The organism is Amycolatopsis sp. NPDC114478 (assembly GCF_055633805.1).
In genome coordinates, this window is record NZ_JBVKDO010000003.1 from 237311 (window position 1) to 258803 (window position 21493).

The 21493-nt window shown below is 71.7% G+C and carries 18 protein-coding genes; 5 read left to right on the forward strand and 13 right to left on the reverse strand.

The features are described 5' to 3' along the window. Positions 1 to 15: 15 nt before the first annotated feature. Together ACZ7OH_RS09960 and ACZ7OH_RS09965 are read right to left on the reverse strand one after the other, a co-directional pair. On the reverse strand, positions 16 to 294 hold the full coding sequence (locus tag ACZ7OH_RS09960) for an acyl carrier protein (RefSeq protein WP_470280513.1): 279 nt from the start codon (positions 292 to 294) through the stop codon (positions 16 to 18). Between the two features lie 26 nt (positions 295 to 320). Then, complete coding sequence (locus ACZ7OH_RS09965) at positions 321 to 1970, reverse strand: fatty acyl-AMP ligase (RefSeq protein ID WP_470280514.1); 1650 nt, start codon at positions 1968 to 1970, stop codon at positions 321 to 323. Between the two features lie 14 nt (positions 1971 to 1984). Between ACZ7OH_RS09965 and ACZ7OH_RS09970 the strand changes: the two genes are divergently transcribed. Further along, the gene (locus ACZ7OH_RS09970; RefSeq protein ID WP_470280515.1) at positions 1985 to 2920 is read left to right on the forward strand and encodes a cytochrome P450 family protein; all 936 of its coding nucleotides are present in this window, start codon (positions 1985 to 1987) and stop codon (positions 2918 to 2920) included. On the opposite strand, the gene glmM is transcribed toward ACZ7OH_RS09970, so the two are convergent. The 3 genes from glmM to rplM all read right to left on the reverse strand — a co-directional run bounded on the left by glmM (position 2906) and on the right by rplM (position 5398). Beyond that, a complete protein-coding gene (gene glmM, locus ACZ7OH_RS09975; protein WP_470280516.1) occupies positions 2906 to 4240 on the reverse strand; it encodes a phosphoglucosamine mutase in 1335 nt (444 codons plus the stop codon). The two genes, ACZ7OH_RS09970 and glmM, sit on opposite strands and share 15 nt — an antisense overlap. A 169-nt stretch (positions 4241 to 4409) precedes the next feature. Further along, positions 4410 to 4931 carry a 30S ribosomal protein S9 gene (gene rpsI, locus ACZ7OH_RS09980; RefSeq protein ID WP_364284751.1) on the reverse strand — a complete coding sequence of 174 codons (522 nt, stop codon included), beginning with the start codon at positions 4929 to 4931 and terminating at the stop codon, positions 4410 to 4412. 14 nt (positions 4932 to 4945) lie between these two features. Beyond that, positions 4946 to 5398, reverse strand: coding sequence for a 50S ribosomal protein L13 (gene rplM, locus ACZ7OH_RS09985; protein ID WP_470280517.1), 453 nt, complete (start codon positions 5396 to 5398; stop codon positions 4946 to 4948). A 261-nt stretch (positions 5399 to 5659) separates the two neighbouring features. On the opposite strand from rplM, the gene ACZ7OH_RS09990 reads away from it, so the two are divergent. Together ACZ7OH_RS09990 and ACZ7OH_RS09995 are read left to right on the forward strand one after the other, a co-directional pair. Further along, positions 5660 to 6553, forward strand: a complete 894-nt coding sequence (locus tag ACZ7OH_RS09990; protein WP_470280518.1) for a hypothetical protein — start codon at positions 5660 to 5662, stop codon at positions 6551 to 6553. Positions 6554 to 6581: 28 nt separating this feature from the next. Beyond that, entirely contained in the window at positions 6582 to 7265 is a 684-nt protein-coding gene (locus ACZ7OH_RS09995) for a DUF4333 domain-containing protein (RefSeq protein ID WP_470280519.1), read from the forward strand. Positions 7266 to 7446: 181 nt separating this feature from the next. On the opposite strand, the gene ACZ7OH_RS10000 is transcribed toward ACZ7OH_RS09995, so the two are convergent. From ACZ7OH_RS10000 to eccCa, 5 genes are all read right to left on the reverse strand, one after another. After that, positions 7447 to 7737, reverse strand: a complete 291-nt coding sequence (locus tag ACZ7OH_RS10000; RefSeq protein WP_470280520.1) for a WXG100 family type VII secretion target — start codon at positions 7735 to 7737, stop codon at positions 7447 to 7449. A gap of 56 nt (positions 7738 to 7793) precedes the next feature. Further along, positions 7794 to 8120 carry a WXG100 family type VII secretion target gene (locus tag ACZ7OH_RS10005; protein WP_470280521.1) on the reverse strand — a complete coding sequence of 109 codons (327 nt, stop codon included), beginning with the start codon at positions 8118 to 8120 and terminating at the stop codon, positions 7794 to 7796. Positions 8121 to 8373: 253 nt separating this feature from the next. Next, positions 8374 to 8730 carry a hypothetical protein gene (locus ACZ7OH_RS10010; protein WP_400900700.1) on the reverse strand — a complete coding sequence of 119 codons (357 nt, stop codon included), beginning with the start codon at positions 8728 to 8730 and terminating at the stop codon, positions 8374 to 8376. Between the two features lie 18 nt (positions 8731 to 8748). Beyond that, positions 8749 to 10767 (reverse strand): type VII secretion-associated protein, encoded by a 2019-nt coding sequence (locus ACZ7OH_RS10015; protein WP_470280522.1) that lies wholly within the window; start codon positions 10765 to 10767, stop codon positions 8749 to 8751. 109 nt (positions 10768 to 10876) lie between these two features. Then, positions 10877 to 14890 (reverse strand): type VII secretion protein EccCa, encoded by a 4014-nt coding sequence (eccCa, locus tag ACZ7OH_RS10020; protein WP_470280523.1) that lies wholly within the window; start codon positions 14888 to 14890, stop codon positions 10877 to 10879. Positions 14891 to 15193: 303 nt separating this feature from the next. Here eccCa and eccD point away from each other — a divergent pair, with 303 nt between their 5' ends. Together eccD and ACZ7OH_RS10030 are read left to right on the forward strand one after the other, a co-directional pair. Beyond that, positions 15194 to 16558 carry a type VII secretion integral membrane protein EccD gene (gene eccD / locus ACZ7OH_RS10025; RefSeq protein WP_400900706.1) on the forward strand — a complete coding sequence of 455 codons (1365 nt, stop codon included), beginning with the start codon at positions 15194 to 15196 and terminating at the stop codon, positions 16556 to 16558. A gap of 20 nt (positions 16559 to 16578) precedes the next feature. After that, complete coding sequence (locus ACZ7OH_RS10030; RefSeq protein WP_470280524.1) at positions 16579 to 18210, forward strand: S8 family serine peptidase; 1632 nt, start codon at positions 16579 to 16581, stop codon at positions 18208 to 18210. Between the two features lie 36 nt (positions 18211 to 18246). Here the strand turns inward: ACZ7OH_RS10030 and ACZ7OH_RS10035 are convergent, their stop codons facing one another. The 3 genes from ACZ7OH_RS10035 to eccB form a co-directional block, all read right to left on the reverse strand. Next, the gene (locus ACZ7OH_RS10035) at positions 18247 to 19380 is read right to left on the reverse strand and encodes a WXG100 family type VII secretion target (protein ID WP_470280868.1); all 1134 of its coding nucleotides are present in this window, start codon (positions 19378 to 19380) and stop codon (positions 18247 to 18249) included. Beyond that, the gene (locus tag ACZ7OH_RS10040; RefSeq protein ID WP_400900710.1) at positions 19380 to 19697 is read right to left on the reverse strand and encodes a hypothetical protein; all 318 of its coding nucleotides are present in this window, start codon (positions 19695 to 19697) and stop codon (positions 19380 to 19382) included. The genes ACZ7OH_RS10035 and ACZ7OH_RS10040 overlap by 1 nt, the downstream gene beginning before the upstream one ends. A gap of 67 nt (positions 19698 to 19764) precedes the next feature. After that, positions 19765 to 21405, reverse strand: a complete 1641-nt coding sequence (gene eccB / locus ACZ7OH_RS10045; RefSeq protein ID WP_470280525.1) for a type VII secretion protein EccB — start codon at positions 21403 to 21405, stop codon at positions 19765 to 19767. Positions 21406 to 21493: the final 88 nt, after the last annotated feature.

Below are 21493 nucleotides of genomic sequence, written 5' to 3' on the forward strand. Positions count from 1 at the left end.
GGGCCGCCCGGGCCTTCACCCGGTCCGCTGCCCCAGCCGCACCACGGGCCGGTCACCCTCGACGGTGTCCGCGAGCACCTCGGCGGCGTTGCGGACGTCGACCAGCCGGTCCAGCTCGTCGAGGTCGATTTCCAGCCCGAATTCGACCTCGACCTCCACCAGCAGCCGGACCCGCTGCCGTGAATCGACGCCCAGCTCGGCGAACGGCGTGTCCGCGTCGATGGTCGCGGGGTCGACGTCGAACACCCGGCACACGAGGGCGGTGATCCGGTCGAAGTACTCCGCGGCGGGCATCCACCGATTGTGACGCATGCGCGCACTCAGCGGGGCCGTTTGGCCCAAAAGCGGGTCCGGGCCGCCGACCGGGACACCTTCCCGCTGGAGGTCCGCGGCAACGCACCTGGCTTGACCAGCAGGAATTCGTGCAGGCGGAGGTCGTGACCGGTGGCGACGGCCCGCCTCGCCGCCCGCGCCACGTCGTCCTCGGCCACCCCGGCGCCCACGGCACCCCGGGCGCGTTCGGCGACGACCACCAGCTTCTCCCCCGCCGGGTCGTCCACGCCGAACGCGGCGATCCGGTCCGGTCCCAGCGTGGGGTGGGCCGCGGCGACCGTCTCTTCGATGTCCTGCGGGGTGTGGTTGCGTCCGTCCACGATGATCAGGTCGCGGATCCGCCCGGTGACGTAGAGCCGCTCGCCGTCCCAGCGCCCCAGGTCGCCGGTGCGCAGCCAGCCGTCCTCGCCGTCGAGCCGTCCGCCGAACACCTCGGCGGTCAGTTCGGGACGCCGCCAGTAGCCGTCGGCGACGTTGGGCCCGTGCACCCAGATCTCGCCGGTCTCGCCGTCCGGCACGGCGACACCGCGTCCGGGGTCGACGACGCGCACCCGCTGACCGCACGGCCGGCCCGCGGAGACCAGTTCGCGGCCGGCCACCTCCGTCGTGACCGGCCCGTGCCCGTCGCCGCCGGCGACGAAGACGGTCCCTTCGGCCAAGCCGTACGAGGGCCGGTACGCCCCGCGGGGAAACCCGTGGGGCTCGTACGCGGCGAGGAAAGCTTCGACGGTCGCCGCGCGCACGGGTTCGCTGCCGTTCAGCGCGACGTGCACACCGGAGAGGTCGAACTCACGGCGGCGGGCCTTGGGCACGGCTTCCACCAGCAGGTCGTAGGCGAAGTTCGGGGCGGCGGTGAGCGTCTTCGGGTACGCCGACATCATCGTCAGCCAGCGGGCCGGGCGGCGGACGAACTCCAGCGGCGCCAGGAACACCGACCGCCCGCCGCTGTGCACCGGCCCGCAGACCAGCTGGATCAGTCCCATGTCGTGGAAGAAGGGGATCCAGCCGACGCAGGTGACCGCGGAATCGACGGCATAGGCGGCGCACACCTGCCAGCAGGCGGCCGCCAGCGCGCGGTGGCTGATCACCACCCCGGCCGGGGACCGGGTGGTGCCGGAGGTGTACTGCAGGTAGGCCGGGTCTTCGGGGCGAACCGCGGCCGGCGGGAACTCCCCGGCCCCGGGCAGGGCGTCCACCGCGACGACCGCACGCGGCCGCGGCACCCCGGCCAGCTCGCGCACCTTCTCCAGCAGCGGCTCGGAGGTCAGCCAGACGGCGGCGTCGCAGTCGTTCAGCGCGCCGGTGAGCCGCTCGCGCTGCGCCCGCAGGTCCGGCGCCGACAGCGGGACGGCCACGGCACCGGCGTAGAGCGCGCCGAAGAACGCGACGACGTACGACAGGTCCTGCCGCGCGATGATCGCGACCCGCTCGCCCGGCGCCACCTGTTCGCGCAGCGCCGCGGCGACGGCGCGGACCCGCACCAGCAGCTCGGCCCAGGTCAGCGTGCGCTCGGCGAGCTCGGCCCCGCCGGAGCAGTCGAGCTGGGTGTAGGCCGGGCGCGGGTCGGCGGCGCGGCCGGCCAGCCGGAGCGTCAGCGGGGTCGCCAGCACGTCTTCGGGAACCTCGTCCGGCACCACGGCATCATACGGAGGTGGACGACTTCCTCGTAGTGGACGGGCGCGCGGACCGGGCCGCCGTGCTCCGCGACCCGCGGCTGAGCTCGAGCCCGGACACCTCGGTCCCCGCGAACCTGCTGTTCATGGACGGCGAGGACCACCGGCGGCTGCGGGAGGTCGTCAAGGAGGTCATCGGGCTCGTCGAGCCGCTGCCCGCCGAGGTCGGGGCCGGCATCGAAGAGATCGTGCGTGGGCTGGCGGACCGGGCCGAGTTCGACCTGGTCGCCGACTTCGGCCGGCCGGTGGCCGCGCTGGTCGCCGCCGCGGTGCTGGGCGCGGGGCCGTTCGACGACCGGTTCCTCACGGCGCTGTCGAAGACCACGGCCAACCTGAACGTGTGGTCGGGCGAGGCGTCGCCCGCCGGCGACGTCGCGGCGCTGCGCGTGGCGATGTTCTTCCTGAAGGCACCCGACACCGGCAGCGGCGGGCTCGCCCTGCTGCGCCGCGCGCACGCGGAGGGGCGGATCAGCGAAGACGAGCTGATGGTGACGCCGGTGATGCTCGCGCACGCGGCGTACGAGAACTCGATGAACTTCCTCGCGCTGGCCGGGCTGGGCCTGGTGACGACCCCGCGCGAAGACCTCGGCGCGGCCGGGGTGCGAGCCCTCGTCCAGGAGATCGCCCCGACTCGCTACGCGGCCCGGCGGGCGACGGCCGCCGCCGAGATCGCGGGCCGGCCGCTGGCGCCCGGCGAGAAGGTGGCCGTCCCGCTGGGCGACGGCCTGGCGTTCGGCCTCGGCCGGCACGCCTGCCCCGGGTCGCGGGTGGCGGTGGCGGAGGGCGAAATCGCCCTGCGCGCCCTCGCTCGAATCCTCACGCCGGACCACACCGTCACCGAAGTCGGGTGGAAGACCCACCCGGTGTTCCACGGCCTGGCGAAGGCCGTGGTCACCCGGTCAGGAAACCGCTGAGACGACGCCGGCCAGGCGGTCGGCGGCGGCTTGGGCCGTGGCTTGGGCCGTGGCCTCGACCATCACGCGGACCAGCTGCTCGGTGCCGGACGGGCGCAGCAGCACCCGGCCCTCCTCGCCCAGCTCGGCCTCGACCTCGCCGACGGCGTCGCGGACCTCGCTGGAGTCCGCCACCGCCGCCTTGTCGGCGACCGGGACGTTCACCAGGACCTGCGGCAGCCGGTTCATCACCGCGGCCAGGTCCGCCAGGGACTTGCCCGTCTCGGCCATCCGGCTCATCAGGCGCAGCGCGGTCAGCAGGCCGTCGCCGGTGGTCGCGTGGGCCGGCAGCACGACGTGGCCGGACTGCTCGCCGCCCAGCGCGTAGCCGCTCGCGCGCAGCTCCTCGAGGACGTACCGGTCGCCCACCGCCGTCGTGACGACGGTGACGCCGTGGGCCTTCATCGCCAGGTGCAGGCCGAGGTTGCTCATCACGGTCGCGACCAGCGTGTCCTTCACCAGCTCGCCGGCCTCGGCCAGCGCGAGGGCCAGCACGGCCATGATCTGGTCGCCGTCCACGAGCTCGCCCGCGGAGTCGACGGCCACGCAGCGGTCGGCGTCGCCGTCGTGGGCGATGCCCAGGTCGGCGCCGTGCGCGACGACCGCCTCGCGCAGCTTCTCGGGGTGGTTCGAGCCGCAGTGCTGGTTGATGTTGATGCCGTCGGGCTCCGCGTGCAGCGCGACGACCTCGGCGCCGGCGCGGCGGTAGACCTCGGGGGCGGCGGCCGACGACGCGCCGTTCGCGCAGTCGACGACGACCTTCAGCCCGGCGAGCGAGTGCGGCGTGGCGCCGAGCAGGTGGGTGGCGTAGCGGTCGAGGGCGTCGTCGACGTCGTGGACGCGGCCTACGCCGGCGCCGGTCGGGCGAACCTTGCCGTCCGCGAGGCCGGCCTCGATCTCGTCCTCGATGCCGTCGGGGAGCTTGTGCCCGCCCGAGGCGAAGAGCTTGATGCCGTTGTCGGGCATCGGGTTGTGCGACGCGGAGATCATCACGCCGAGGTCGGCCTCGAGCGAGCCGACCAGGTAGGCGACGGCGGGCGTCGGCAGGACGCCGACGCGCAGGACGTCGGCCCCGGCGGAGGTGAGGCCCGCGACAACCGCGGCCTCGAGCATCTCGCCGCTGGCGCGCGGGTCGCGGCCGACGACCGCGACCGGCCGGTGCGAGCGGTCGTGCGCGGCGAGCACGCGGGCGGCGCTGGCCGCCAGCGCCAGGGCCAGCTCCGGCGTCAGCTCGGCGTTGGCCAGGCCACGTACCCCGTCGGTACCGAACAGGCGTGCCATCGATCGACCTCCTTGTGGAATGACCACGACAACCTAGCGACGTGGGCGGACCGCTTTCCGCCACCCCCGAGTGTCGCTCCGCGCCGCGAAGACGAAACACCCCTGAAAACACCGGAGCGCCCATCCGATGGACGGATGGGCGCTCCGGTGGGTTGCGCCAGGGGCGCGATCAGCGCTTGCTGTACTGCGGGGCCTTGCGGGCCTTCTTGAGGCCGTACTTCTTCCGCTCCGTGGCGCGCGCGTCACGGGTCAGGAAGCCGGCCTTCTTGAGGGCCGGGCGGTCGTCGGCGTCGACCTCGATGAGCGCACGGGCGATCGCCAGGCGCAGCGCGCCCGCCTGACCCGAGACGCCGCCACCGTGCAGGTTGGCGAAGATGTCGAACGAGTCCGGCTTCTCGACCAGGACCAGCGGGTCCTTGATGAGCTGCTGGTGCACCTTGTTCGGGAAGTACTCCTCGAGGGTGCGGCCGTTGAGCTTGAACTGGCCGGTGCCCGGGACGACCCGCACGCGGACGACGGCCTCCTTGCGGCGGCCGACGGTCTGCGCGTTGCCGCCGGCGGCCCGCGACGGGCGCGGCGCGGCAGCGGACTCGCTGGTGGCGACCGGGGTCTCACTGGTCGCGACGGCGCCGGTCTCGGTCGCCTCGGTGGCCTCGACGACCTCGGGGGTCTCGGTCTCGGTGCTGGTCACAGACTGTTCCTCACTCACTGCGCGACCTGCGCGATCTTGGTGATCTCGCGCGCCTGCGGCTGCTGCGCGGCGTGCGGGTGCTGCGGGCCGGCATACACCTTCAGCTTCTTCGCCTGGGCGCGGCCGAGCTTGTTCTTCGGCAGCATGCCCTTGACGACCTTCTCGACGAGGTGCTCGGGCTTGGTGGCGAGCAGCTCGCCGAACGAGCGCTTCCGCAGACCGCCCGGGTAACCGCTGTGCCGGTAGGCGAACTTCTGCTCGCGCTTGTTACCGGTGAGCGCGACCTTCTCGGCGTTGACGATGATGACGAAGTCACCGGTGTCCACGTGCGGGGCGTAGGTCGGCTTGTGCTTGCCGCGCAGCAGCGTGGCGACCTCGGTCGCCAGCCTTCCGAGCACGACATCCTCGGCGTCGATCACGTGCCAGGCACGAGTGAGATCGCCGGGCTTGGGGCTGTACGTGGGCAAGGGTCTACCTCGTCGTCAACATTGCGTGTGGGTTCTGTGCGGGCCTAGCGCTTACGCGCCGCAGCGCACAACGACATGTAAAGATACCCGCACGCCCACCGCACCCGTGCATCGGGGTGGGTGGAGACGCCCGGCGGGACCTTCGACCGGCCCGGGCGCAGCAAGACTGTACCCGGTTTTCCCGCCGAAGTGCCCGCACGCGCCGCGCCGACACGCGAGGATGAGACGATCCGGGCGGCACCACTCGAGCGGGGGACGCGCATGAGCAGACGACCGACGGCGATCTTCGTCCTGGGCGCCGTCCTGGCCCTGGTCAGCGCCTGCGGCACGGCGAAGGCGGGCACCGCGCTGCCGAAGGGCGACGACGCGGCGGACTACGTCGGCGCGAAGTTCGAGCAGGTCATCGGCAAGCTCGGGAACGCCATCACCGACACGCGCGACGTCACCAACTCGCTGGACGCCTACTTCAAGTTCGACGACAAGTGGATCCACAGCACCGTGACGTCGGCGCGCACCGGCAGCCCGGAGAGCCGGGCGGTGCGGCACGGGTCGCAGAAGAACCCGGACGAGATCATCGACACGTACACGCCCGCCGACGGCTCGGTCGAGTACACCTACCTCGGCCCGATGTACGTCCAGAAGGGCGTCTCGCCGACGGCGTGGGTGTCGATGCCGAAGCCGGAGGCCGGCCTGGTCCAGCCGTGCGTCTGGGGCGGGGTGCTGACCCCGTGCCGGATGGCGGACTCGACCGTGGACGCCTACCAGGCCGACAAGCGCGCGGTCCGCGGGGCGAAGAGCCTCGGCGACGGGAAGACCGCGCTGACCGTCAACGTGCCGTTCGGCGTCTTCGTCAAGAACAAGGTCGAGATCCTGCCGCCGAGCATCACCGACCAGTTCGGGCCGGAGCTGAAGAAGGCCGTGGTGCCGAGCACGATCACGCTGAACCCGGACGGCAGCCTGGTCTCGTTCGTGATGGACGCCAAGTTCTCCGGCGACGGCCACAACATCGAGCTCAAGTACGACTTCCGGTTCACCGGCAAGGCGAGCCTGCAGGACATGCCGAAGCTGCCGGACGCGTCGCAGATCACGGTGCTGCCCGACCGGGCGGCGATGAACGACTTCTACCGCCGGCTCGGCGAAGCGCAGGGCCAGTGACCACCGCCACGACCCGAGGTGAGCACCGATGACCCAGCCACCCGACCCGCAGCAGCCGCAGTGGTGGCAGCCGCCGGCCCACCCGCCCGCCGGGTGGCAGGAGCAGCAGGCGACCGGCCCGCACGGCGGGCAGTGGCAGCAGAACGCCGACCCGGGCGCGGCTTCCGGTTCCTACACCGGCCAGTGGGCCCCCGCGCAGCAGCCGGGTGGTTCCGGGTCGTTCTCGGGACCGTGGCAGCCGGGACAGCCGGGCAGCGGTCCGTGGCAGCAGCCGGGCACGCCGGGTGGCGGCCAGGCGGCGCAGTTCCCGCCGCCCGCTCAGCAGCAGTACGGCGGCGGGTTCCAGCCGGCGCAGTACGGCGGCTTGGGCGCGTTCGCGGCGAAGCCGGAGAAGAAGCCGAAGTCGAAGAAGCCGGCGCTGATCGCCGGCGCGGTCGTCCTGGTGCTCGTCGTCGGCGGCGGGGCCGCGTGGCTCCTGGGCGCGTTCCGCGGGAACGTGCTCGAGCAACAGTCCCTTCAGGACGGTGTGGTCAAGGTCCTGAACGAGAGCTACGGCGAGCCGGACGTGACGAACGCGCAGTGCCCGGCGAACGAAGCCGCCGAGAACGGCACGACGTTCGACTGCACGGTGAAGATCGGCGGCCAGGACAAGAAGGTGACGGTCCGGGTGCTCAACGACCGCCCCGAGTACGAGGTCGGCGCACCGCACTGAGTTTTCCCTTGCCGCGCAAAAGAAAACGGCGGGCCCCGCACCGGAGTGCGGGCCCGCCGTGGTTTCCGCGGTTACCAATCCGACCGGAAGTAGGCCGGCCCCCGAGTGGCACGCAATCGCTGCATCGGAAGCCATCGGCCGTAGCTGTAGTCGGATTGGTAACGAACGGCGCAGTAGCGGCTCAGAAGAGGCCTTCGACCGCGTTGTCCGTCGACTGGTAGCCATCGGCGATCTGCGGCAGGGCGGCGGCGATCTGCGCCAGAACCTGCTTCAGGTCCTCGAACTTCTGGTCCCAGGTGCGCTGGGCCTGGTCGTACTGCTCCTTGGCGGAACCGGTCCAGGTGGTGACCAGCGGCTTGAGGTCGTCCTTCAGGCGGTCGAAGGCCTGCTGCAGCTCGCCACCGGTGCTGCGGCAGTCGTCCGCGGCCGCGTGGATGGTGGCGTAATTTACGACAATGCCGGGCTGAGACATCGGATGCTCCTTTGAGGGTCTGAAAAGTCCGTGAGTGGGAAGAGGTCGGTTCGGGGTCAGCCGAGCGCGTCGAAGCCCTTGTTGACGGCCGACAGGATCTCCTGCTGCTGCTGCTCGGACTTCTCGTACTTCGAGCCCGCCTCGCGGAGGAGGTCACCGATGCGCTGCAGGGCCTGGTTCATCTGGCGGGCGTCGTCGTCGAAGCGGCGCATGACGTTGTCGAACGCCTTCTGCGCGTCACCCTGCCAGCCGGCGCGGGTGGCCTCGATGCGGTCGCGCAGCGTGACGAGGTTGCTGTCCATGCCGGCGCGCACCTCGGTGACACGGCCTTCGGCCTCGGTGAACTGCTGAACTGTCCCCTGGAATCCGGAACCGGCGCTCATACCGGAACCCCCTTCTGAAGAGTGGTGGTTGGCCGTACCAAGCTTGTTCGTTGTACGGCCCTACGACGCAGACCCTGCCACGTCCGGTTCCCCCTTGTCGTGCTTTGCCCGCAAGTAGTTGCTTGCGTGAACGCTCCTCGCGGGAACCGATCGCGACGGGTATTCCGCGAACGCCTCGACCCGGCGACTCGTCACCCGGAAAAGCGTTCTCCACCAGCGTGGTTAGCACACGCACAGCAATCGGCGCCGGCGTTCAGCCGTCGCGTTTCATGATTCGCATCTGGGAAAAGTCTTCGTCCTCGTCACCCGTTCGAGGGGCACGAGCGGTGGATTGCGAACGCGAAGGAACCGAATCGGCGGGATCGGGAACCGCCGGAACCGACAACCCGCGGGCGCGGCGGAACCGTTCGGCGGCGGCGCGCAGCGTCCCGGGTGTGGGGTCGCCGGACTTCGCGCCGCGGCCGCCGCGCTTCAGCAGTTCGACGTTTTCGCTGTGGTGCCGGTGCGTGCGCGCCTTCGCGTTGCCGGCGACGCGCCGGGCGTGCGTCACCGCGTCTTCGCCGGTGCGCCGGAAGGCCGCCGCGGCGCTGTCGAACTCTTCGGACGGCACCGGGTGCCCCCCTTTCTCTCAGCCGACGATCTCGACCGTGCGCACGGCCTGCGTGCACGCGGCGGCGACCTGGTCGCGCAGTTGCGCCGTGGCGTACTGGCACCCGACGTGGACGCGGATCTTCCCCTTCGCCACGACGTACCAGTCGACCTGGAGGTCGGGGCGGTTCGGCTTGCTCTCGTGGTACCCGATCACGGTCTTGCCCGCGTAGGACAGGCTCGGGTTGAACCCGCTCCAGCGGTCGGTGTCGGTGTCCGCCGTGCGCTTCAGCTCGTCGGCGAGCTTCTGCGGGTTCGCCGTCGCGTCGTAGTCCATGACGTACTCCTGGGCGACCAGGAGGTCGTTGCCGTCACGGGACTCCTGCGGGTGGATGACGACCTGCTTGTCGGCAACCCGGTCGTCGGTCTGGACCCAGTCCTCCGGCGCGATGAACTTGAAGTCGTACTGCGAAAGCGTCCGGCCCGTCTCGGCCTGGGTCCCGGAGTCGCGGAACACGAAGATCCCGGTGACGACGAGCGCGGCCACGACGGCCACGGCGACGCCGACGATCCCCCAGAGCTTCCCGCGCCCCTTCTTCTCCGGCTGGGCGGGAGCGCCGCCGGGGCGGTTGGGGGTGGGGAGCCCTTGGGCGGGCTGGCCGGCGGCCGGGGTCCACGGCCGGGCCGCCGGCTGCCCGTGGGGCGGCGACGGCGGGGCCGCGCGGTTCGGGAACCCGGCGGCCCCGGGCGGCATGGCGGCGGCCGTGCGCGGCGGCGCCGGGCGCTGGTCCGAGGGGCGCGGGGCGACGTCGCCGGGTCGGACGACCTCGGTGCGCTGCGCCGCCGGGCTGTGGGCGCCGCCGGGCACCGCGCCCAGCCGCGCCATGGCTTCGCCGGGCAGCGCGCCCGTGCGGTCCGGGTCGACCAGCACCGCCCGCAGCGCGCCGCGCGCGACGACCGTCTCGGGCTGGTCGAGGCTCGTCGGCACGACGCCGGTGCGCTCGTGCACCAGCCGCGAGATCATCGGGATCCGGCTCGACCCGCCGACCAGGAAGATCGCCGTGAGCTGCTTCGGCCGCAGGCCGGCGTCGCCGATCGCCGCGACCGTCAGCTCCACCGCGCGGCCCAGCGGCGCCGCGATCAGCCGCTCGAGGTCTTCGCGCGTGACGTGCGCGTCGGCGAACGGCGGGGGCATCGGCACGTCGGTGTAGGCGTGGCGCGACAGCGTTTCCTTGGCGCCCCGCACGTCCTGGCGCAGCACGCGGCGGCGGCGCCGGTCGACCATCTCGCGCCCTTCGACGAGCTGCCGCCACGCGTCTTGGTCCGCGCCCGCGACGAGCGAGCCGACGTGCTCCAGCAGCGCCTGGTCGATGTCCGCGCCGCCGAACGCGGGGTCGCCCCGGGTGGCGAGCACCTGGAAGCCGCCGCGCTGCGGACGGCCGGCCCGGTCGCGCGCGGCGTCCGGCGGCAGCCGCCGCACCACGCTGACGTCGACCGTGCCGCCGCCGAGGTCGAGCACCGCGAGCGCGTCGCCGGGGCGGCCGCTGAACTCGACGGTGCGGTCGTTCGTCACGTCCTGCGGCGCGAACGTCGCCGCGTGGTAGACCGCCGCCGCGACCGGCTCGGGCACCAGCGCGACCTCGCGCGCCAGCCCGCCCGCGGCCTGCCGCAGCAGCCGGGTGCGGATGGCGCCCCAGTCCGCGGGGTGGGTCAGCACCAGCAGGTCGACCTCGGCCTCGCCGGCGAGCCGGCGCGCCTCGGCGACCGCGCGGCCCAGCACGGCGTGCACGACGTCGGTGACGCGCAGGACGCTGTCACCGAGCAGCAGGTCGCCTTCGTCGATCCGGCGCTTCGGATTCGGCTCGTACCGCGAGGGGTCGACGGCTGCCTGCCGCTCGGCCTCCTGGCCGACGAAGAGCGTGCCGTCCGCCGCGGCGAACACCGCCGAGGACATCAGCGGCTGGCCGTCGATCACCACGACCTGCGGGTCGCGCCCGTTCACCGAGGCGACGACGCAGGTGCTCGACGTCCCGAAGTCCACCGCAACCCGGACCGTCACCAGCAGCTCCCGAAGACAACACAGCAATGTTCCCCCGCGCCCGGCCGGCCAGGCGCGCCCTCGGGGAGGAACCTACCCACCTCGCCGAGAGCGCGTCCGGCCACCGTCGTCAGTCGGGGTTGATCCACGACACCTGGATGAGCTGCTTGCCGGCCTTGCGGGTCAGCAGGTTGCCCCGCCCCGGCGGCATCGCCGACGGCTTGATGTTGCCCACCAACGCGCCCTCGTCGCGGGAACCGTTCATCACCATGCCCGGCGCCGCGATCTCCTTCAGCTTGCCGATGATCGGGTCATACATCGCCTTCGACGCACCACCCGTGCGCCGCACCACCACCAGATGCAGACCCACGTCCTTCGCCTGGGGCAGGAAGTCGGAGATCTTCCGCAGCGGGTTATTGCTGGAGGTCGCGACCAGGTCGTAGTCGTCGACCAGGATGAACAACTCCGGCCCCTTCCACCACGACCGTGTCTTCAGCTGCTCCTGCGTCACGTCCGGGCCCGGCAGGCGCCGGGTCATCGAGTTGAAGACGTCGCCGACCATGCTCTCCAGCTGCGCCGCCGACACCGCATACCCCAGCAGCGAGTCGCCCTGCACATACCCGAGCATCGTGCGCCGGTAATCCACCAGCAGGATCAGCGCTTCCTTCGCGGTGAACCGCTCGGAAATACCGCGGGCGATCTGACGCAGCAGGTTCGTCTTCCCCGACTCGCCGTCGGCGAAGGCGTAGAAGTGCGGCTCGGCGTTGAAGTCCAGATAGATCGGCTGCAGATCCTCCTCGTTGACGCCGATCGGGATCAGCTTCGAATCCCGATGCGCGTCGAGCTGGAGCACCTCCTCATAGGTGATCATCTCCGGCAGCAGCCGCACCTGCGGCGCCACCCGGCCCCGCCACGCGGCCTTGATCTTCGCCACCGCGTCCGCCACCCCGGCCGCGATCGTCTCCGGGTCGCTGGAGCCGTCGATCCGCGGGAGACCGCCGAGCATGTGCAGCTTCTCCCGGGTCAACCCGCGGCCTGGGCGCCCGGTCGGGATGTTCACCGCGACGCGGCGGTCGATGTCGGACTCGGTCGGGTCACCGAGGCGCAGCTCGAACCGGGTGCCGATCATGTCCTTGATCGCCGGGCGGATGTCCGCCCACCGGTTGGCGGCGATCACCACGTGCACGCCGTAGGACAGACCCTGCGTCGCGATCCGGGTGATGGTGGTTTCCAGCTCTTCGAAGTCATCGCGCAACGCCCGCCAGTTGTCGACGATGAGGAACGCGTCGCCGAACGGGTCCTGATCCGCGCGGATCTCGCCGCGGCGTTTGCGGTTGCGGAACTCGGTCATCGAGTCGATCCCCATCGCCCCGAACCGGCCCTCCCGCTCCGTCAGCAGGGTGGTCAGCTCGGCCACGATCCGCCGCGCCTTGTCCGGCTCCCGACGCGCGACCGCGACGCCGCCGACGTGCGGGAGGTCGGCCAGCCCGGCCAGGGTGCCGCCACCGAGGTCCAGGCAGTAGAACTGCGCCTCCTCCGGCGTGTGCGTCAACGCCATCGACATGATCAGCGTCCGCAGCATCGTCGACTTCCCCGACTGCGGGCCGCCGACGATCACGCCGTGCCCGGCCGCGCCGGAGAAGTCCGCCCACAACGGGTCACGCCGCTGCTCATACGGCCGGTCGATGATCCCCAACGGCACCTGCAACCGGCCGTTGCCGAAAAACCCGACCGGGGACAGGCCCCGGTCATCGGTCGGGTTCAGGTTCGGCAACAGGGTGTCGAGGGAGTTGGGGTCCTTCAGCGGCGGCAGCCACACCTCGTGCGCGGGCGGGCCCTGCCCGATCAGCCGCGACACGATCACATCCAGCTCGGATGGTTCGACCGCCTCCTCCGACTGCGGGGGCGCAGCCACCGGGGCCGCTTCGATCTGCTCCGGTTCCGGTTCCTTCGGCAGCTCGACGAAGTCCGGGACGAACAGCTGCGGGCGTTTGTCCGCCCGCACCACCGTCGCCGCCGGACCCGCCGCCTGGATCCCCGCCGGCCGGTAAGGCCCGGAGACGTAGGAGGCCTTGAACCGCACCAGCGTCGAGGTGTCGTACTTCAGGTAGCCGCCGCCGGGGACCGAGGGCAGCTCGAACGCGTCCGGCACCCCGATCGCCGCCCGGGACTCCGCCGCGGAGAACGTCTTCAACCCGATCCGATACGACAGGTGCGAGTCCAGGCCGCGCAGCTTGCCTTCCTCCAGCCGCTGGGAGGCGAGCAGCATGTGCATCTGCAGCGACCGGCCCAGCCGGCCGATCGCGACGAACAAGTCGATGAAGTCCGGCTTCGCGGCCAGCAGCTCGGAAAACTCGTCACACACGATGAACAACGCCGGCAGCGGGTCGAGGTCGGCGCCGTTCTCGCGGGCTTTCTCGTACTCCCAGACGTTCTTGAAGTTGCCGCCGTTCTTCAACGCTTCCTGGCGGCGGTTCATCTCGCCGGCCAGCGCGTCCTTCATCCGGTCGACCAGGGTGACCTCGTCGGCGAGGTTGGTGATCACCGCCGACACGTGCGGGGCCTTGTCCAGCCCCAGGAACGTCGCACCACCCTTGAAGTCGACCAGGACGAAATTCAGCGTCGAGGACGAATGCGTGGCGAGCATGCCCAGCACCAGGGTGCGCAGGAACTCCGACTTACCGGACCCGGTCGCGCCGATGCACAACCCGTGCGGACCCATCCCTTCGGCGGCGGCTTCCTTGATGTCCAGCTCCACCGGCTGCCCGTATTCGCCGACGCCGAACGGGACGCGGTAGCGGTCCCGGATCGGACGCGGCCGCCACGCTTGCTGGACGTCGAAGGTCATCGGGTCGCCGGGGATGCCGAGCAGTTCCAGCAGCGACGGGTTGGACAGCAGCGGCTCTTCGTCGCCGACGTCCTGCCCGGCCGCGCCACCGACGCGGTAGGGCGAGATGAGCCGGGCCAGCGACTCGGTCTCGACCAGGCTGAGCGTGTCCGGGCGACCGAACCACTCCACACCGCCGGCGCTGCGCGCGCCGAGGCGGTCGGGTTCGACGACCAGCCGCAGGCCGCGGCGGGCGGCGAGGTTGCCGATGGAGTCGGACAGGTCGACCAGCGTGACGCCGACCAAGCCCTCCTCGAGGATGATCTGCTCTTCGCGGGTCACCTCGGCGTCGTCCACGATGATCACGACGTGCGGCTGGTCCGGCGCCGGGGTGGCGTTGCGGGAGAACCGCTGGCGGTCACGCAGTTCTTCGTCGAGCCAGTTTTCGATCTGGGCCAGCGAACCGGCCATCATGCGGAGCTGGCCGATGCCGTCCGACAGCGTCGGGTGCTGGGCGTGCGGCAGCCACTTCGCCCACTCCCACTCCTCCTTCGCCCGGCCCGCGGTGGCGATCGCGACCAGCACGTCGTCGGGGCTGTGGAAGGTGACCATCTGCGCGAGCATCGCGCGGGTGAGGCCGCGCGTCAGCGCCCGGTCGCCCTGCATGCTCACCGCGGCGAACCCGCGGAGGGTGATCTGGGTCGGCAGGTCCGGCACGATCGAGTGCGCGCGCACGAACCGGCGCAGCGCGAGGGTGGCGATCGGCTCCAGCTCGTCGACCGGCCCGGTCTGCGGCGGGACCAGCCGCGTCGCGAGGCGGTGCGAGCTGCGCCCGACGCGCAGGTGCAGGAAGTCCTGGTCGTTCTGGCGGCGTTCCCACATCCGGCGGCTGGCGGCCAGCGACCAGAGGGACTGGGGGTCGGGGTGCACCCACTCCAGGGCCGCGCGCTGGTCGACCATCGCCTCACGGGCCCGGTCGCGCATCTGGCCCAGGTAGCGGAGGTAGTCCTTGCGGTCTTCGTCCATCTCGGCGCGCTTGGCGCCGCCGCCCTTGCCCCCGCCGCCGGCCATCATCCCGAGCGTGCCGACGACCATCATGCCGCCCATGGCCATCATCATCGGGTTCCGGTTGCTGGCCTGGAACATGAAGACCATCATCCCGAGCGACGCGACGATCATGACGACCGGAAGCGCCTTCATGACGATGTTCCCGGGGATGACGCGCGGCACCTCGGGCGGCGGCTCGAGGTGCACCTCACCGCCCGGCGGACGCGGTGCCGCCAGCCGCGGCGACTTCTTGAACTGCAGCGTGCTCATCGAAGGACCCCTCATTCAAACTCGACGATGGCGGCCACCGCTTGGTGCGAACAACCTATCGAACGCCGCGGACGAATTCCGGCGGATGCCGGAAGACCTCATGAGCGCTGCCCCACCCTCGCCCGGCGAGTGTAGGGCCCACCACCGACAGTAACGCCGAGTTCCGCGAACCGACCTGCCGCTGCCGGTGATTTTCGGACGTTCGGTGATGCCCGCACCGGGGTTCGGTATAAGTTCCCCCGGGAGCAGTCTCGACCGAGCGGGGGCAGTGCAGTGGCTACGGGCACGACAGTTTTCAGCAGGGTGACGGTCGTCGCGCCGTCCACCCGGATCGACGTGGCGTTGCCCGCCGACGTCGCGGTGGCCGATCTCCTGCCGATGCTGCTGGACATGGCCAAGGAGTCGTCGCCGGACGGCGGGGCACGCCACGGTGGCTGGGCGCTCGCCAAGCTCGGGGACGCCCCGCTGGACCCGAGCCGGACGCTCGCCTCGCTCGGCGTCGTCGACGGGGAGCTCCTGCAGCTGCGCAAGCGCAACGAGAACCCGCCGCCGCCGCTGTACGACGACGTCGTCGACGCCATCGCCGAGTCCTCCCCCGACAGCTTCCGCCCCTGGACCAAGGAGACGGCGAACCGCTTCGGGCACATCGCGGGCGGGCTGGCGCTGGTCGCCGCCGCCATCGCGCTGTTCATGAGCGGCTCGCTCTACGGCGGCAACGCGCTCGGCGCGGCCATCGCGGGCGGCATCGGCGCGATCGCGTGCGTCGCGGTCGGCGCCACGCTCGCCAAGGCCTACGGCGCGGAAGCCACCGGCGTCCTGATCGCCGCGGCCGGCGGGCTGCCGCTGGCCTTCGTCAGCGGCTTCTACATCGTGCCCGGCCTCTCCATGCGGGCGAACCTGCTGCTCGGCGCGGTCCTCGTGATCATCGTCGCGTCGGTCTGCATCATGGTGATCGGCGCCGGCATCACGACGTTCATCGCCGCCGCGACCGCGGGCACCTTCGGCGCGCTGGCCTTCCTCTTCGGCACGCTCGTCGCGCACCCGGCGGCCGGCATCGCGGCCGGCACGGTCGCGGTCGCCCTCGCCTGCATCTCGATCCTGCCGCGCGCCACGATCTGGCTCGCGAAGCTGCCGCTGCCGCACGTCCCGAGCAACGCCGAAGAGCTGAAGGAAGACTCCGGCTTCCCGGACTACCGCGCGATCGAGCGCCGCACGGCGATCGCGCACAACTACATGACCGGCCTGATGATCGGCTGCGGCGCCACGGTCGCGGTGTCCGCGATCATCGCCGCCACCGCGCCCGGCGCGTTCGGGATCATCCTCGGCGTCGTCGCGACGCTCGTGCTGCTCCTGCGCGCCCGCGCGTACGCGAACGGCAGCCAAGCGATCGCCCTGCTGACCAACGGCCTCGTCGCGGCGACCGGGATCGGGATCGGCTGGCTCGTCACGGCCAGCGCGCAGAACCGCCTGCTCTACGTCTTCGGCGTGCTGATCCTGCTGGCCGCGGGCGCGCTCGTGGTCGGCGTGATCTTCCCGAACCAGCGCTTCTCGCCGCCGCTGCGGCGCACGGTCGAGATCATCGAAGCGATCTGCATCGCCTCCGTGCTCCCGCTCGCCCTGGGTGTGATGGACCTGTACACCACCCTGCGGCACCTGAACTTCAAGTGACCGGATCGGGTGAATCTCCGATGGCACCAGGACGCCGTTTCGGCACGACCCGGCGCACCACGACGGCCCTGATCGCCGGCACGCTCGGCATCCTGGCCCCGGTGGGCGCGACGATCCCGGTGTGGGCCCAGTCGGCCCCGGCCGACGGCTACGTCGCGACCCCGCCGCCGGTCGACATGACCAAGCTGCCCGCGGACACCCGGCAGCCGGACAAGAAGTACAAGCAGTCGAAGGGCTGCGTCCAGCGCAGCACGCTCGGCCAGAACATCGTCCTGAAGAACCGGCCGTGGGGCCAGGACTACCTGCAGATCTCGAAGGCGCAGGAGATCGTCAAGGCGGCCACCGGGAGCGCCGGGGGCAACATCCGGGTGGCGGTCGTCGACACCGGCGTCACCCAGCACCCGTGGTTCCAGGGCCGGGTCAAGCCCGGCGGCGAATACGTCTCGAAGGTGGCCGGGAAGGGCGACGGCCTCGAGGACTGCGACGGCCACGGCACCGAGGTCGCCGGCATCATCGCGGCCAAGCCGGACAACCCGGAGGTCGGGTTCGTCGGCGTCGCCCCGGACGCCACGATCGTGTCCTACCGGCAGCTGAGCGAGAACTACGAGCCCGACACGTCGACCTCGACCCCGAACCCGCCGCCCGGCACGTCGAGCGGAGCGCCGTCTTCGGGCACGCCCACCGGTTCGCAGTCTTCGCTGCCGCCGAGCACCCAGGGCGGTGGCGGCGGCTCCGGTCAAGGGGACGGCGACCGGACGTCCCCCGGGCAGTCGAACGGCGGGCGCCAGCTGGAGAAGGCCGGCACGGCGGGCACGCTGAAGACGCTCGCCGAGATCATCCACGGCATCGCCGAGCGGCACGAGGCCGACATCATCAACATGTCGGTCGACAACTGCCGCGCCGCCGACGGGCGCATCACCGACGGCGAGCAGCAGGTCCAGGCCGCCGCCAGCTACGCCGCGTCGCAGGGCATCGTGATCGTCGCCGCCGCGGGCAACGCGACGGACACCTGCCCGCAGAACGACCAGCCGGACGCGCGCAAGCCGAGGACGATCGTGACGCCGCCGTGGTTCGCCGACGACGTGCTGTCGGTCGGGGCGATCGACCAGACCGGCGGCGTGGCCCCGTTCAGCGTGCACGGCCCGTGGGTCGGCGTCGCGGCGCCGGGGACGCAGATCATCTCGCTCGACCCCGCCGAGAACTCCGACGGCCTGGCGAACCTGACGTTCGAGAGCGGCGACAAGGCCAGCGAAATCCAGGGCACGAGCTTCGCGGCGCCGTACGTGGCGGGCCTCGCGGCGCTGGTGAAGGCGAAGTACCCGAGCCTGGACGCGAAGGGCATCATCAACCGCATCAAGGAGACGGCCCAGCACCCGGCGGCCCCGGGCGGCCGGGACAACTTCGTCGGGTACGGCGTCATCGACCCGGTGGCCGCGCTGACCCAGAGCCTGCCGTCCGAGGTGGGCAAACAGGCGCCGATCCCCGCCCCGCAGATGGCCCAGCTCCCGCCGTCGAACGACAGCAACTCGACGCCGATGATCGTGGCGCTGGCCGGCACGGGCGGTGGCCTGGTGGCGTTGCTGATCACGCTGTTCGTGATGCGCACGATCCGCCGCAGCCGCCCGGCCGACACGGGCACCACCCGCCGCTGAACGCAGTCCGGCCCGCGTTTCGACGCGGGCCGGAGTTCACATCGCGGGTGGGGCCGGCGGTTTCTTCTGCTTCGGTGCGTTCTCGTCCTCGCCGATCACCGGCGGGGCCACCAAACCCGGCTCCCCCAGCAACTCCGCCGGTGTCGTCGTCGGACGCGTCTTGGACTGGCGACGGCCGCCGCCACCTCCGCCGCCGCCGAACGCGCCGAAGCCCATCATCGGCATCATCGGCATGCCCGACGCGTTGTGGTTGGCCGCGCTGTCCTGGGCCGGTGCCGGCTGGGGTGCCGCGTCCGCGGGCGGGGCAGCGTCCGGCTTTCCGACGCCCGTGTGCTTCGGCTCAGCCGGGTCCCCGCTCGCCGACGACGGCGTCGTCACCTCGTCGGAACCGGCGTCGGAACCTGCCGGGGAAGCAGCGGCAGTAGCCCCGGCAGCAGCCCCGGATTCCGTCTCCTGCAAGCGGAATCGCTCCTCCGGGTACCGGTGCGCGATCTCGATGCTGCGCGCGGTCGCGTCCGGGTCGTCGACGCCGTCGCAGAGCCGGTCGAACGCCTCGAGGACGTCCCGCGCGGTCTCGTACAACGCCTTCGCCGAATCCTGCGTCTCCCGCAGCTGCGCCCGCGCGCGCTTGGTGCCGCCACTGGGCAGCGTCATCGTCTCGGAGATCAGGTCCGCGGCGTCGACGAGAACTTCGGCGAGGTCGACGACGACGTGGCGAAGCGTGGTCACCAGCTCGTCGAGCGCGCCGGCGAGGACCGTCAACGCCTCCTGGAGGTCACCGCCCGCGGCGCCGATCTCGCGCATGTACGCGACGAAAGAGTCGGCGTCCCGGCCCGCCCAGCCCGCGTCGAGACGGCCTAGGCGGTCGTCGAGCCGCGCGGACACCTCGGCCGCCGCCGCGGCGGCCGAGCGCAGCCGCCCGGCTTCCGCGCCGAGGTCACCCCAGCGGCCGATCAGCGGGCGGAAGTACGTCTCGACGGGGTCGATCACGCCCAGCTGGTGCGCGACATCCGTCAGGTAGGCCAGGTACGGCTCGGCGGTGGCGGCGATCTCGTCGCCTTCCGCGTCCGGGGCGAACGCCACCGCGGGGGCGGTGGCCACCGGGGCGGCGGCCCGCTTCGCCAGCGGGTGCGGGATGGAGTCCGTGGAACCCTCCGGCTCGGCGAACATCATTCCGGCCTGCCCGCGCGCTCGATCAGCGCCGCCGCCTCCGCGTCCTGCCCGCTGTGGCGGACCGTGACGTGCCGCAGCGCCTCCGCGGCCGACTTCAGCGCCTCGGCGCCGTCGACCAGCTGACGCCGCAACGCGCCCGCCGCGCGGCCGTACGACTCACCGAGGCCGATTTGGGCCCCCAGAGCCCCGTAGGACTCGCCGGAGACGCCCTCGCCCCCGACGTCCGCCGCGGCCGCGTGCAGGTCGTCAGCGGCCTCCTCGGCCGTCCGGGCGTAGTCGGCGACGACCACGCCGTCCATCCTCAAGCCGGCCATGGCACCTCTCCGCTCAGCAGAAGACCCTTCGGGCGTGAGACGTCCGCCGCCGCCCGATGGTTCCGCCTCAGCCGCCCGCCTGCTGCGTCTGCGTCGGGAACGAGCCCGCGTTCGGGTCGATCGGCACGGAGTCGAACTGCTTGAGCACGTCCTGGGTGTTCAGCGACGAGCCGGTCGGGAGCAGGCCGATGATCGACTCGGGCGCGGGCTGCCGGTTGTTCAGCCCGATCGCGTCCGCGGTCGCGGCGTCCGGGACGCTGTAGCGCACTCCGCGGTCGGAGATCAGCTGGATCGCGCCCTTGCCGAAGCTGGCCTGGCCGGTGGCGGACTGCACCACCGCGGCGAAGCCCGGCTGCAGGTAGAAGCCGGTGATCGGCACGCGGTTCGGGCCCGGCGTGGTGACCTTGGTCGTGGCGAACTTGGCGCCGTGGCCGTTCTGGCCCGGCAGCTGGTTGTCGATGTACACCGACGTGTGGCCGTCGCGGTTGGCGCCGTCGCCGACCACCGACCAGCCGAGGCACGCGACCGGGGAGTTCTTGGTCGCGTCGAGGACCGTCGGCACCGAGCGCGGGAAGTCGTCGACCGGGATGTAGCCCTGGTCGCCGGTCCGCAGCACGCGGACGCCGGACAGCTTGTCGAGGCCGAGGATCCGCGGCTGGCTCGCACTGCCGTGCTTCGCGACGCGCATGACGTCGGCGACCGCCTGCGACACCTCCTGGATGCCGGTCGTGGTGATGGCCCAGTACTGGGCCTGCGCACCCGTGGGCTGCGTGGAGAAGACCTCGCCCGGGGCCAGCCCGTCGAGGTCGGCCGGGGGCGCGCCGTCCGGGATCCGCGGCGGGGCCAGCGGCGAGACCTCCGGGATCGCGTTCAGCAGGCCCTGGGTGATCTTCCGGGGCTTCTGGTTCAGCAGCTGCAAAGCCGTCAAGACGGCGTTGTGCGAGTCGCTGGTGTCGATCTCGGCGCGGACGGTGTTGGCGTTCGGGCGGTTCTGCGTGCTCGGCAGGCGGTAGATCAGGTAGGTCTTGCCGTTGTCGGCCGCCGCCAGCAACGCTTCCTTCTCCCCCAGCTCGGTGCCGAGGCCGCTCGGCGCGACGCCGCCGAAGACGTAGGTGTCGGTCTTGCCGATGTCCGGGTTCGGCTGCGTCGGGTCGAGCAGAACCTGGTCGCACACCGCCCAGTTGGGGGAAATGCGCTGGGAATCCGACGGCATCAGCTGCGGTCCGTCCGGAATTCCGGTCAGTTTTCCGCGCGGAATGTCCTTCAGCTGCTCATCGGAAACGACCGTGGGGTTCTTCACAGCCGCGGCGCTCGGCGCGGCCGGCGCCGGAGCCGCCGGCGCCGTGCCGGGGTTCCCCGCGCTCGGTTGCTTTTGCTGGGCCAGCAGGAGAAGCCGGGCCGACGCCAAGTTGAACGTCGGGACAAGGGTCTTCGGGTTCCCCATCACCACGTAGACCGTGCCGGACTGTTCGCCGATCACGATGTTCCCGGCCTCGGGCACCGACGGCGCCGGGCTGAGCAGCCCCCAGACGACGAACACGATCATGCCGAGCGCGCCCAGCACGACCCCGACGATGGTGGCCCTCGTGTGGGTGCGCATCGGGTCGTGCAGCATCACGGCGTCCCGCCGGACCAGCGCCGACTGCATCCGCCGTAGGACGAACTGATACGCCTGAACCTGAGACTTAGTCGTGGGTGTTGATGGCATTCTCGACCTACAGCTCTCCCCGTCGCGGTACGGTTCCGCAGGATAGCCGTACGGGGACCGTCTGGTGTGGGGTTTCTACCAACTCAAG

Excerpts from the sequence above, each read along its gene's own strand:
- ACZ7OH_RS09960 (WP_470280513.1), bottom strand. The coding sequence starts at position 294 with ATGCCCGCCGCGGAGTACTTCGACCGGATCACCGCCCTCGTGTGCCGG.
- ACZ7OH_RS09990 (WP_470280518.1), top strand. The coding sequence starts at position 5,660 with ATGAGCAGACGACCGACGGCGATCTTCGTCCTGGGCGCCGTCCTGGCC.
- ACZ7OH_RS10040 (WP_400900710.1), bottom strand. The coding sequence starts at position 19,697 with ATGGCCGGCTTGAGGATGGACGGCGTGGTCGTCGCCGACTACGCCCGG.
- ACZ7OH_RS10035 (WP_470280868.1), bottom strand. The coding sequence starts at position 19,380 with ATGTTCGCCGAGCCGGAGGGTTCCACGGACTCCATCCCGCACCCGCTG.
- eccB (WP_470280525.1), bottom strand. The coding sequence starts at position 21,405 with ATGCCATCAACACCCACGACTAAGTCTCAGGTTCAGGCGTATCAGTTC.
- glmM (WP_470280516.1), bottom strand. The coding sequence starts at position 4,240 with ATGGCACGCCTGTTCGGTACCGACGGGGTACGTGGCCTGGCCAACGCC.
- eccCa (WP_470280523.1), bottom strand. The coding sequence starts at position 14,890 with ATGAGCACGCTGCAGTTCAAGAAGTCGCCGCGGCTGGCGGCACCGCGT.
- ACZ7OH_RS10000 (WP_470280520.1), bottom strand. The coding sequence starts at position 7,737 with ATGTCTCAGCCCGGCATTGTCGTAAATTACGCCACCATCCACGCGGCC.
- ACZ7OH_RS09995 (WP_470280519.1), top strand. The coding sequence starts at position 6,582 with ATGACCCAGCCACCCGACCCGCAGCAGCCGCAGTGGTGGCAGCCGCCG.
- ACZ7OH_RS10005 (WP_470280521.1), bottom strand. The coding sequence starts at position 8,120 with ATGAGCGCCGGTTCCGGATTCCAGGGGACAGTTCAGCAGTTCACCGAG.
- ACZ7OH_RS10030 (WP_470280524.1), top strand. The coding sequence starts at position 16,579 with ATGGCACCAGGACGCCGTTTCGGCACGACCCGGCGCACCACGACGGCC.